Below are 12,793 nucleotides of genomic sequence, written 5' to 3'. Positions count from 1 at the left end.
CCGTGGCCCATCTGAGCCTGAAGAAAATCGAAAAAGTCTATGCGAACGGTTTCAAGGCCGTGCATGGCGTGGACCTGGAAGTGCGCGACGGCGAGTTCATGGTCTTTGTGGGCCCGTCCGGCTGCGCCAAGAGCACCTTGCTGCGCATGATCGCGGGCCTGGAAACCATCAGCGGCGGCGAGCTGCACATCGGCAATAAAAAGGTCAACGAGCTGGCGCCCAAGCAGCGCGGCATTGCCATGGTGTTCCAGAACTATGCGCTCTACCCGCATATGACGGTGTACGAGAACCTGGCCTTTGGACTCAAGCTCGCCGGCACGCCCAAGGCCGAGGTCGCGCAGCGTGTGCGCCATGCCGCCCAGTTGCTGGAAATGGAGCATCTGCTCGAGCGCTACCCCAAGCAGCTCAGCGGCGGCCAGGCCCAGCGGGTGGCGGTCGGGCGCGCCATCGTCAAGAAGCCCGAGGTGTTTCTGTTCGACGAGCCGCTCTCCAATCTGGACGCCAAGCTGCGCGCCTCCATGCGCGTGCGCTTGACCGAGCTGCACCGCAATCTGCGCGAATCGGGCCAGCCCGCCACCGTGGTCTATGTGACGCATGACCAGGTGGAAGCCATGACCATGGGCGAGCGCATCTGCGTGCTCAAGGAAGGGGTGATCCAGCAGGTGGACACGCCCACAGCGCTTTACGACCACCCGGCCAATGCCTTTGTCGCCAGCTTCATCGGCTCGCCCGAAATGAATATCCACGAGGCCCAGCTGCAGCCGCAGGGCGAGGGTCTGGCCGTCGTGCTCGGGGGTCAGGTCTTGCCTTTGCCGGCCGCCAAATCGCAGCAATTGGTGAGCCGCAGCGGCGCCATCAAGTTTGGCCTGCGGCCCGAGCATGTAACGTCGCTGCCGCGTGAAGGAGCCCTGGCCGTCCCCTGCAGCTTGCGCTTTGTCGAGCACATGGGCAGCGAGGTGTTTGTGCACTTCAGCATCGGCGAGGTCACCATGACCGCGCGGGTGCCAGCCGACCAGCTGGGCGATCTGGCCGGCAAGGCGCGTGGCGCCGCGCATGTGTTTCATCTGCAGCTGGATCGCTGCCATTTGTTTGACGCCGAGACCGGCGTCAACCTGCTGCGATGAGGCGCCGCACCTTCTCGGCGGCGCTGGCGCTCAGCCCTTTGCTGGCGCGGGCACAGCCTCAGCCCACCGTGCTGCGCTTCGCCTGGTGGGGCGGCGCCGCTCGGCACGAGGCCACGCTCAAGGCCATCGCCGCGTTTGAGCGCCAGCATCCCGGCCTCAAGATCAAGGCCGAGTACATGGGCTTTAACGGTTATCTGGAACGGCTCACCACCCAGATCGCTGGCGGCTCCGAGCCCGACATCATGCAGATCAACTGGGCCTGGCTGGCCATGTTCAGCAAGCGCGGCAATGGCTTTGCCGACCTGAACCGCCATGCGAATGTGCTGGCGCTGGACCAGTTCCGCGCCGACGATCTGGCCGCCGGCATGGTGGGGGGCAAGTTGAACGCTTTGCCCACGTCCTACAGCGCACGCGTGATGCTGTGGAACGAGGCTGCGTTCAAACGCGCTGGCGTGCCCTTGCCGCGAACCTGGGACGAGCTCTTCGCCGCCGGCCCGCTGTTCAAGCAACGGCTGGGGCCGCAAGCCTACCCGCTGGACGGCGAGCTCTACGACATGATGCTGCTGGCCCAGGCCTGGGTGCAGCAAAAGTACGGCACGCCCTATGTCGACCCGCTGAGCCCGCGTGTGGCCATGAGCGAGGCGGCAGCCTTGGACTGGGTGCGCATCTACCGCCGCCTGGTGGACGAGCATGTGGCCACGCCCTTGCCGCTGCGCGCCAGCCTCGGTGGGGCCGAGAAACCGACGGAGCAGCAGCAGGACTGGGTGGTGGGCAACTGGGCCGGCAACTTCACCTGGGATTCGGCCATCCCCTTGCGCGCCGCCACGCTCAACCGCGAGCAGAAACTGGTGCTGGGCGAGTTCCCAACTCTGCCCGATGCCAAAACCAGCGGCATGTTCGGCCGGCCCACGGTGATGCTGGCGGCGGGGCGCAATACCAAGCAGCCCGAGCTGGCCGCGCGCTTCATCAATTACCTGCTCACCGATCCCGACGCCGCCCTGATCCTGGGCAAGACGCGCGGTGTGCCGGCCGCGGCCCGGCAGTTCGAGGTACTGGCCAAGGCCAAGAAACTGCCTGCCATGGAGTTGGCCGCGCATGAGCAGATCAAGGCCCAGCGCGAGGCCGGGCGCGTGCCCGTGCCTGCGCCGCTGTTCGAGCATGCGCGCCTGCACAAGTTCATGCGCGAGGTCTTTGAGACCGTCGCCTATGGCAAAACCAGCAACGAGGCCGCTGCCCGCCGCCTGGTCGATGAGGGCAATGCCCTGTTGAAGCGAATCAAATAGAGAAGCCCATGAAACACCACAGCCGACAACTCCGCTTTGAAACCCGCCAGGACCCGGACACCGGCGCTCGCGTCACCCGCCTGACGCCGGCGGACGTCACCTGCCACCGCAACTACTTCTATCAAAAGTGTTTTACCCAGGATGGCGAACGCCTGATCTTCGGCGCCGAGTTCGGGCCCGGCAGTGACTGGAACTATCACCTGCTGGACTTGCGCACCCAGGTGGCCACCCAGCTCACCGACCAAGCCGGAGAGAACACCTTCGGCGGCTTTCTCAGCCCCGACGATAGTCATCTCTACTTTGTGCGCGCCGAGCGGCAACTGATTCGTTTGGCCTTGGCTGATCTGAGCGAGGAGGTGGTCTACACCGTGCCGCAGGGTTGGGTGGGCTATGGCACCTGGGTCTCCAACAGCGCTTGCACCCAGATGGTGGGCATTGAGATCCATGCGGACGATTGGTTTTCGCTGTCGGACTGGCAAAAGTTCCACCAGATGTTCCATGCCAAGCCGCGCTGCCGCTTGATCCGCATCGACCTGGCGACCGGTGCGCGCGAGATCATCTTGGAGAAGCAGGGCTGGCTGGGCCATCCGCAGTACCGCCCCTTCGACGACAACACCGTGGCCTACTGCCACGAGGGCCCGCACGACCTGGTGGACGCGCGCATGTGGTTCATCAACGAGGACGGCACGAATATGCGCTGCGGCAAGCAACACCTTGAGGGCGAAGCTTGCACGCATGAGTTCTGGGTGCCGGATGGCTCGGCCATGATTTACGTCTCTTACCTCAAGGGCCAGAGCGACCGCTGGATTTGTTCATTAGACCCAGTCACGCTGGAAAGCAAGCGCCTGACCCTGATGCCGCCTTGCTCGCACCTGATGAGCAATTTCGACGGCACGCTCTTGATCGGCGATGGCTGCGACTCACCCGCCGATGTGGCCGACACTAGCAGCCACCAGATCAAGACCGACCCCTATCTGCACCTCTTCGATCTCAAGGCCGGCACGGAGCGCAAGGTCGCGCGCCATGACAGCAGCTGGCGCGTCTACAAGGGCAACCGCCAAGTCACGCACCCGCACCCCAGCTTCACGCCCGACCAGCGTCAGGTGCTGTACAGCTCGGACTGCGACGGCGAGCCGGCGCTCTTTCTGGCGGATCTTTGATGCGGCGCTGGCTCGGGCTAATGCTGATGATGTGCGGCATTGCGCAGGCTCAGCTGCTGGCGCAGGACCGTCCGCAGCTTACGGATTCGCAAGCAGCCGCGATGACGCAAGCCGACTATCTTGGAGATTGGCATCCGCCCGCGCTGCAGGCGCAGCACTGGCGCGCGGACTTCATCGTGGCGGCCGACGGCAGCGGCAGCCATCGCAGCCTGCAGGCCGCCATTGACGCCCTACCGGCGCAAGGCCGGCGCCACTACATCCAGCTCAAGCCCGGCCGCTACCGCGAGCAGGTCTGCGCCCAAGACAAGGCGCCGTTCACGCTCTATGGCCAGGTCGGTGATGCGGCAGCCGTGCAGATCGTGCATGGGCATTTCAGTTCCGAGCCCAAGGCGGTGGGCACGCCTGCCAATCGCTGCACGCCGGACCTTGCCGCCAGCCAATACGGCACCGCCGGCAGCGCCACCTTGGCAATCTTCAGCGATGACGTTCAGCTGGCGCACCTGAGCGTAGTGAACGATGCGATGGACGCGGTGCGCGAGGGCCAGGGCTACCCGCCGGCGGTGGGAGAGAGTGGGGGCGCGCAAGCCGTGGCCTTGATGACCGAGGGGGACCGGCTGCAGCTGCAAGACGTGCGCCTGCTGGGCCACCAGGACACCTTTTTTGTGCGCGCCAAAGCGCGGGGTGGCGCCGCCCGCGTGTGGGTGCAGGCCAGCTGGATCGCGGGTGACGTGGACTTCATCTTCGGCAATGGCACGCTGATGATCAGCGACAGCACCATCCTCAGCCGCGCCGGCCGCCGCGTGCCGGGCAGTGGGGGCTATGTGCTGGCGCCCAGCACGGCGCCGCAGCAACCCTTTGGCATGCTGGTGCAGCGCAGCCGCCTGCTGGCCGAGCCTGGCGTGGCGCCGGCCAGCATTGCGCTCGGGCGGGCCTGGGATGCTGGCGTGGCACGAGGGGCTTGGCAAGCTGGCGTGTCGCCGAATGGCCAAGCTCTGATCCGCGACAGTCAACTCGGCCCGCACCTGCGCGGCTGGGGGGCGTCCACCTCGCGGCGACCCTTTGACGCCGCTTCGCAGCGCCTCGGGGAATACCGCAACCAGTTGCTCCTGGAGTAGTGGCGCGCTCAGTGGACAATGTCGCTTTGCATCTGAAACTTCCCACCGAAGCAATCAACAAGTAGCCAATCAGCGCATGGACGACGATTCGATTGATTCATCCAAGCAGCAGCCCGAATCGGTCGCTGCGGTGCTCAAGGTGTTTGCCATTCTGCAAGCCCTGTCCGAGCGCAGCGAAACCGGCATCTCCGAGCTCTCGGTACGACTGGCCATGCCCAAGGCCACGGTCTACCGTTTTCTGCAAACCATGATGACCCTGGGCTATGTGCGCCAGGAGTCGGGCAGCGAGCGCTATGGCCTGACCATGAGGGCCTTCGAGCTGGGCGCCAAAGCCTTGCAGTACCCGGATTTGGTGGACCTCTCCAAGCACCATATGCAGATGCTGGCCGACGCCACCGGCGAGACGGTGCACCTGGGCACGCTGATCGACAGCGAGATCATCTATGTGCACAAGATCGACTCGCGCCACACCTTGGGCATGTATTCGCGCATCGGCCGGCGCGCGCCCCTGCATTGCACCGCCATCGGCAAGGTCTTGATGGCTTGGGAGCACCCGCAACGGCGCGACCGAGTGCTCGACGGCGCCGAGTTCCAGCGCTTTCGCGACAAGACCATCGTCGACCGGGGCGAGTTTCTGGCAGAGTTGGATCGCGTGAAGGCCCAGGGTTTTGGCGAGGACCGCGAAGAGTTCGACGACCACATCCGCTGCCTCGGTATTCCCATCTTCGACCGCCTCGGCCAGCCGATTGCGGGCATGAGCGTGTCTTTCCCCAGCTTCCGCTACGACGAAGCCAAGGCGCCCGAGATCATCGCCATGCTCACCGCCGCCAGCCGCGACATTTCGGCACGGCTGGGCTGCACCAAATTCCCGCTTGACACCGGCGCTCAGGCGATAGCGTCTTAGGGCGCCGCAGCATGGCTTCATCGGTGGTCGGGTGCTGCCCCTCGACTGGCCGAGTCCGGGCCGCTTGAAGGCAGCGGTTCAGCCACTCCGTTTTCGAGGGGCTGCCGTCAGGACATCTCGCCTGCTTTGCAATTGCGTTGCCGGAGCGCTGCATGCCCAGCGCTGCTCGATCTGCTCGGGAAGACCTTCTGCATGAATTGACTTCCTCAACAGAGAAACCGGCGGTATGCTGAAACTCGCCTCCGATTTTTTGGGCAACGGCAGCCAATGCCTAGCGCGAATTTTCCAGGCACAAAAAACCGCACCGGCACGGCGCTGATGAGAACGGAGACAAGCATGGGATCTGGCAGCCATATCAAAATCGGCGCCCGCTTGGGTTTGGCGTTTGGCGCGGTGCTATTGATCACGGCCTTGATCGCGGGCATTGGCGTCTGGCGACTCGGCACGCTCAAGGCCGCGGCCAACGATTTGGCCACCATCGAGATGGACCGCAGCACTTTGGCGGCCCGCTGGACGGCCAATATCAATTTGAACTGGGTGCGTACCTCGGCCGCCTTGTTGGCCAGCGACGCTGCCTATGTCAAGTCCTTGCAGGCTGATATGGAGACCACCTCCAAGCTGATCGGCGAGACTCAAAAGCAGTTGGAGCCCTTGATTACCGATACCAAGGGCAAGGACTTGCTGGCCGACATCAGCAAGGCGCGAGAGGCCTACCGAGGGCCGCGCAGTGATTTGATGAAAAAGAAACTGGCGGGGGAGGATGTGGCCGAAGCGGTCAAGTCGAATTTGCAGCCCTTGGCCACTTCCTATTTGGCCGCCCTCGATAAGCTGGATCAGCATATGGACGGGATGCTGAGCAAGAGTCAGGCCGACACCAATGCCGTGGCGCAGGCCGGTCAATGGATTTTGGGTCTGGGAGCCGTTTTGTCCTTGGGCCTGGGACTGCTGTTTGCCCTGTTTGCAACCAAATCGATTACGGGCCCTATGAGCCAGGCGGTGGGTTCGGCTCAAGCGATCAGCGACGGCGACCTGACGGTGAGTATCGCCACACAGGGCAGCGACGAGTCCGCGCAGATGCTGCAAGCCCTGCTGGCCATGCGAGACAAATTGGCCCATGTCGTCGGCGAGGTCAGGGAGAACGCCGAGGGCGTCTCTACCGCCAGCGCCGAAATAGCCCAGGGCAACCATGATTTGAGCGCGCGCACGGAGATGCAGGCCAGTGCCATCCAGCAGACGGCGGCGTCGATGGAAGAGTTGGGCGCCACCGTCAAGCAAAACGCATCGAACGCCCACCAAGCCAATCAAATGGCCGTGGCGGCATCCAACGTGGCCATCAAAGCCGGCGATGTGGTCAACGAAGTGGTCGAGACGATGAAGGGCATCAACGACAGCTCCAAACGCATCGCCGACATCATCACCGTGATCGACGGGATCGCCTTCCAGACCAATATCCTCGCGCTCAATGCCGCCGTCGAGGCGGCCCGGGCCGGCGAGCAAGGGCGCGGCTTCGCAGTGGTTGCGTCCGAGGTGCGCAGCCTGGCGGGGCGTTCGGCCGATGCCGCCAAGGAAATCAAGGCCTTGATCAGCACCAGCGTCGAGCGGGTCGAACTGGGCAGCAGCCTGGTCGACCGGGCCGGTGTCACGATGACCGAGGTCGTGGCCTCGATTCAAAAAGTTACCCACATCATGGGCGAGATCAGCGCGGCCAGCAGCGAGCAAAGTTCAGGCGTTTCGCAAATCGGCTCGGCGGTACAGCAGATGGATCAGGTCACGCAACAGAACTCCGCCTTGGTCGAAGAGATGGCGGCGGCGGCCAGCAGTTTGCGCAACCAGGCCCAGGCCTTGGTGCAGGTCATGGCGATCTTCAAGTTAGCGGACAGGCGCGCGCAACGCTAGGCGCCGTTCATGGCTACACCACGGCCCGCTAGCCCAGCTTCATTGGCCCGGTTTTCTGGCTTTTTGGGGGCCACGCTGAAGGCTTTGCTGCTTGTCTTTTGGCTCGTTTGCGCAGCCACGGCTGGGGCGCAAGCTGCCCAACAGCTGCCGCAAATCAAGCCGACTCAGACCTCGGCTGAGCGCGAGTCAGCGCCAGCCACGAGAGTCATGCTGCTGGTGTCCTACCACGCCGGCATGGCCTGGAGCGACGCGCAAATCGCCGGCTTGCGCAGCGAACTGGCCCGCTATGACCGGCCCCTCAATTTGAGTCTGGACTTTCTTGATACCAAGAATGTGCAGCCGCTGCCCGCCTATCAACAACAAGTCGAAGATCTGCTGCTGACCAAGTACGGCCGCACGCCGCCACGCCTGCTGTTGGCCACCGATGATGATGCTCTGGACTTTGCCTTGCGCATGCGGGCCCGCCATTTCCCGGCCGTGCCTATCTTGTTCTCCGGCGTTTCTGGCAGCCGCCGGGCAAGCCTGCAGGATGAAGGCAATATCAGCGGTGTATTCGATGACGCCGACGATAGCCAAAACCTCGCCTTGATGTTGCAACTGCTGCCGCGCACCAAGCGGGTTGTGATCGTGCATGACCAAAGCCGCACCAGTCTGGCCCAAGTGGCCAGCCTTGCGCCTGTCTTGGCCCAGCACCCCGGCTTGCAAGTCGAGCAGCTGACGCGAATGTCGGTACAGGAGGTGCAGACCCGTCTGCAGGCCTTAAGTGACACCGATCTTGTGTTGGCCCTGCCCTTCAATCTCGATGCGTTGGGCCGCGTCATCAGCCACGAGGAGGCCAGCGAGCTCTGGGCGGCAGCAGCAAGGGCCCCGTTGACGGTCACACGCGACGTCAGTATGCGGCCGGATGTGCTGGGTGGCTTCTTGGTCACGGGTCGCCAGCAAGGCGAGGGTCTGGGTCGCCTTGCTGTGCAAGTCTTGCAGGGCAAACGTGCCGATGAACTGCCGATGTTGGCCGGCCCGGGCGTGCCAACATTCGAGCATCAACAACTGCGCCGCTGGGGCATTGATGAGGCTGCCTTGCCCAGCAAAGCCGTGGTGCTGCATCGCCCAGCCGATTGGTGGGCCGATCTGCGTCCCTATCTGGGCTGGTTGATCAGCCTGTTTGGCAGCTTGCTGGCCATCATTGCGCTCTTGATCAACGGAATTCGGCTGCGCCACCGGTCGGAGCAGGCGCTGCGGCAAAGCACTCAAAACTATCTGGCGCTGTTCAACGGTAGCAGCGACGCCATTTTGGTGCGCGACGGCAAGAGCCTGGCCATCATCGATGTCAATCCGCGTTTTTGCAGCCTCTACGGCTATAGCCCGGCAGAGGCGTTTTTGCTCAGCGCGTCGCAACTCAGCGACGAGGCCAACCTCTACACCGGAGCCATGGTGGTCGAGCGAATCGACAAGGCCAGAACCGAAGGACCGCAGTTTTTTGAATGGCGTTCGCGCCGCAAAGATGGCAGCTATTTTTGGGCCGATGTGTCGCTGACCTCGTTCAAACTACCCGAGGGCGAACGCATCATTTCCACGGTACGCGATATCTCCGACCGCAAGCAACTGGAGACCCAGGCTCAGGCCTTCCAGCATCAAGTCAAACAGATTTATCAGAACCTGCCGGTGGCGGTATTTGTCATTGATGCAGGACACCGGGTGAGCTTCTGGAATGAGCAGATGGCGCGACTGACTGGGGTCGAGGCAAAAGACATCATCGGCAGTCATGAGACTTGGCGCGGCATCTACCCTTCGGCACGGCCTTGCCTGGTTGATGCGGTGGTGGACGGCCTGGATGTCGAAGACCTGACGCCCTTGTATGGAGATCAGCTGCGCCGAAGTGCCGACGTTGACGGGGCCTTGGAAGGAGAGTCCCATATTCCGGCGCAAGGTGAACGTGCCGAACTATGGCTGCGCCTTTGCGCGGCGCCCTTGCGGGACGAACAGGGGCAGGTGATCGGGGCGATTGAAACCGTGATTGATGTGACGGCACTCAAACGCACGCAAGAAAGCCTGCTTGCGCTGAATCAACAGTTAGAGGCCCGCGTTGAGGCGCGCAGCCATGAGCTTGAATTGGCCATGGAACAACTGTTGCAGGCCGACAAAATGAGCGCGCTGGGTAGTTTGGTCGCCGGTGTGGCGCATGAACTGAACACACCGCTGGGCAATGTGCTGACCGTCGCCACGACAATTGCAGACGCCAGCAAGAGCTTTGGCCAAGAGTTGCTGGGCGGCCACCTGCGCCGTGCCGAGGTCCAGGTGCGCCTGGACCAGTTGCATGATGCCAGCCTGCTGATCGAGCGCAACGCCAAGCGCGCGGCCAAATTGGTGGCCGATTTCAAGCAAATCGCCGTGGATCAAAGCAGCACGCATCGGCGTGAATTTGCCTTGCATGAACTGGTCAATGACACCCTTTCGATGCTGAGCAGCAGCCTTCTGCTGGGCCAGGTGCAGGTTCAGATCGATATCGATCCAGGCATTCATCTGCACAGTTTCCCCGGGCCGCTGGAACAAATCCTCAGCCATCTGCTGACGAATTCCGTCAAGCATGGCTTTGAGGCTCAGGCCGAAGGCTGCATCACCATTCAAGCAAGAGCACAGGGAACGGCCGTCTCCATCACTTATGCCGACAACGGTTGTGGCATAGCGCCGGCCGCACTGCGACATCTTTTCGAGCCCTTTTATACGACCCGCTTTGGCCAGGGCGGCAGCGGCCTGGGCCTCTATATCGTCTACAACCTCGTCACCAGCGTCTTAGGCGGCAGCATTGACGTCAGCAGCGAGCCGGGACGTGGTTGCCGTTTTGACATGCACCTGCCCTGTTACGTGGAATCGCAGCCGCACGAAATTTAGACCGATTGGAAAATGCTCTGAGGATCGCGGCCAGCAAGTCCTTACCTTTGGCATCTGTAATCAAGGGCTCCAACTGCTTTTGAGTCTCTCCGATCAGCTTGGAGGTGGTCTCCATGTTGGCCTGCAAGGACATGACATAGACTGCGTCGCTGACCAATAGGCGGCCGAGGTACGAAGCGAGTCGCCAAAGTGCTGCGGTCCATCTCGATGGTGGCCAAATCATTGGCTGCGGCCTTGAGCTTCCGAGTCGCCAGACGCTAATACCCGCGATCAAGGCCGTGATCAATACCTCCGCGCAATGCCGACAAAGGGTTCGGCCGGCCCAGGAACTCAAAGCGGATGGGATGAAACAAGGGGTGTTAAGGACGGCACTGCATTGCGCTGAGGTCCAACGGAACAAAAACCGCCAATTCATCAACTTATGTTGGGCCTCGAGATAAATCTCTGCTCAGGCAGCCGGAGTAGCCTTCAAGGCGTCAGCGTTCGGCAGTGTCGGTGACCCCAATAGCTGGTCCAGCGGCTGCGGCCGAGCGAAGTAGAAACCTTGCAGGAATACGCCCTGGAGCTCGCTGATGCTCTCGACTTGGCCAGCCGTCTCCACCCCTTCGATGACGACCCGACAGTCGAAGTCGCGGCCGAGTTCGCACAGGGTCGACAAGACCAGTTGGCTGCGCCGATCCGTCTCAATCCGCTGGACGAAGGAACGGTCGATTTTTATCTCATCGAAGTGCACCTCGCGCAGGTAGCTCAGTGAGGAGAAGCCGCTGCCGAAATCGTCCAGCGAGACCTGGACCCCCATGTCCCGCAACGCCCCACAGGCCAGACGCAGACGCTGAAGATCACCAACGAAAACTTCCTCGGTGATCTCAACGATGAGATTGCTGGCTTTCACGCCACTTTCAAGCAGTAGGCGCTGCAGCAGATCGGGAAAGCTAGGGGAAAGAAACAAGGCAGGTGAGACGTTGGCAGCGACCTGAATGTCGACTCCATAGCGATCACACAAGGCCGGCAGGTCTTGCAGGATGAGCTGCAACATACGCTCACCGAACTGGGTCATCCAACCCTCGGCATGAAGCACGCCAATGAAAGTCCCGGGTCCGGGAACCTGCTCATCACCCAATGGACGCATACGCGCAAGTCCTTCGAAGCCGACGACCTGCTGATGCTCACGATCGACTTTGGCCTGATAAACGGCGTAGAAACCGTTTTGATCCAAGGCCAAGCGCACCCGATCCCTCAGCAGTTGTTCATCACTTAATTGCTGCGCCATCTCGTCCGCAAAGGCCACGCAAGCCCCCGGACCTTGAACAACCGCGCGCCTCAAGGCCACCTGAGCGCTGCGTCGCAAGGCGTCCAGCTCGGCGCCGTGCACCGGAAAACTCACCAAGGCCGCATGGAACTGGATGCCCAGCCGGTCTAATGACAGTTCGGTCCGTGCATGTGCCATGAAGGATTGGCTGGCCTCGACCAGACGGTGTGGTTCCACCTCGGGCGACCACACTGCCAGCTGATCACCGGATAGGCGGCAAAGCAGCAACGATTTGGCGGAGAGGTTCTTGCGCAAAAGCTCGACACCGTCGCGCCAAAGCTGGTCCACCCGCCGCGGTCCATTCAGAGCACTCAGCTCACGCAGCCCCGTGAGTTCAATCACCATCAGCTGGTGCACTTGGCACGAGGCACGGTGCCGCTCGAGCTCCCGGCTCAGAAATTCACCGTTCCACAAACCTGTGACTGCGTCCTGATAAGCGAAGCGGAAGAGCTTGCGATTGCCGGACTCAAGGAGTTCAATCTGACTCAAAAGCCGGTGCTTCAACTCGAAAATCGCTCCGCCCATTGCAGTTCCAAGCACCACCAATGTCAGGCAAACGATGACCCAAGCTTGCGGTCGAGCGGCAAAATTAGGCGCATCCGTGGTCACTTGGATCCAGCCGAGGCTGACTGCGACCGCCATCGCCGCAAGTAACAACACGCAGGCTATCGGTAAGGCCAAGGCACGCGGGCCGCTCCAATTGGTGAACGACAAGGCCATCACCGCAGCCACCAACAGGTAGCCGTCTGGCGCGTACGGGTTAAAGATAATCGCCGGCGCAGCTACCAATATGCCACTTAGGGCTAGGCACGCCAGGCGACGCCCCGAAGGAATTCGATGCCGAACAAGCCACAGCAAGACCAGCAGTAGCGCGGCCAAGGCGTCGACCGCCATCGAAACTGGATAGACCCGGGCGTGAAACAAGGCCGCAGCGGAAAGTGCGGCGGTCGCGCTTGCTATCAATACCATCCGATCGATCAATCGATCGCTCATGCTCAAGCTCATCGCGGGCTCGAGCCGACGTAATGAGGGGCCACTGGCGGTGTCAGCCTCTAAGGAATCCGTGGATGGTTTCATCGCAAGTTCCAGGGGATCGCCCTCACCAGAGGCCAC

At 62.2% G+C, this 12,793-nt stretch carries 8 protein-coding genes; 7 read left to right on the top strand and 1 reads right to left on the bottom strand.

Annotated elements, in window-relative coordinates; all coding sequences use genetic code 11:
* Positions 1-2: 2 nt before the first annotated feature.
* From WG899_RS19215 to WG899_RS19185, 7 genes are all read left to right on the top strand, one after another.
* Positions 3-1,124 carry an ABC transporter ATP-binding protein gene (locus tag WG899_RS19215; RefSeq protein WP_339597274.1) on the top strand — a complete coding sequence of 374 codons (1,122 nt, stop codon included), beginning with the start codon at positions 3-5 and terminating at the stop codon, positions 1,122-1,124.
* Positions 1,121-2,407 (top strand): ABC transporter substrate-binding protein, encoded by a 1,287-nt coding sequence (locus WG899_RS19210; protein ID WP_339597273.1) that lies wholly within the window; start codon positions 1,121-1,123, stop codon positions 2,405-2,407. Before WG899_RS19215 ends, WG899_RS19210 begins: the two co-directional genes overlap by 4 nt.
* A gap of 8 nt (positions 2,408-2,415) precedes the next feature.
* Positions 2,416-3,567, top strand: coding sequence for an oligogalacturonate lyase family protein (locus WG899_RS19205; protein ID WP_339597272.1), 1,152 nt, complete (start codon positions 2,416-2,418; stop codon positions 3,565-3,567).
* A gap of 20 nt (positions 3,568-3,587) precedes the next feature.
* Complete coding sequence (locus WG899_RS19200) at positions 3,588-4,682, top strand: pectinesterase family protein (RefSeq protein WP_339597271.1); 1,095 nt, start codon at positions 3,588-3,590, stop codon at positions 4,680-4,682.
* A gap of 76 nt (positions 4,683-4,758) precedes the next feature.
* On the top strand, positions 4,759-5,586 hold the full coding sequence (kdgR, locus tag WG899_RS19195; protein ID WP_339597270.1) for a DNA-binding transcriptional regulator KdgR: 828 nt from the start codon (positions 4,759-4,761) through the stop codon (positions 5,584-5,586).
* A gap of 336 nt (positions 5,587-5,922) precedes the next feature.
* Positions 5,923-7,482 (top strand): methyl-accepting chemotaxis protein, encoded by a 1,560-nt coding sequence (locus tag WG899_RS19190; protein ID WP_339597269.1) that lies wholly within the window; start codon positions 5,923-5,925, stop codon positions 7,480-7,482.
* Positions 7,483-7,689: 207 nt separating this feature from the next.
* Entirely contained in the window at positions 7,690-10,371 is a 2,682-nt protein-coding gene (locus WG899_RS19185; protein WP_339597268.1) for a sensor histidine kinase, read from the top strand.
* A 448-nt stretch (positions 10,372-10,819) separates the two neighbouring features.
* On the opposite strand, the gene WG899_RS19180 is transcribed toward WG899_RS19185, so the two are convergent.
* Positions 10,820-12,673 carry an EAL domain-containing protein gene (locus WG899_RS19180; protein WP_339597267.1) on the bottom strand — a complete coding sequence of 618 codons (1,854 nt, stop codon included), beginning with the start codon at positions 12,671-12,673 and terminating at the stop codon, positions 10,820-10,822.
* Positions 12,674-12,793: the final 120 nt, after the last annotated feature.

Origin of the sequence: Paucibacter hankyongi (assembly GCF_037482915.1) — a bacterium.
GTDB lineage: Bacteria > Pseudomonadota > Gammaproteobacteria > Burkholderiales > Burkholderiaceae_C > Paucibacter_A > Paucibacter_A hankyongi.
This window is presented reverse-complemented; position numbering and strand designations above follow the sequence as displayed.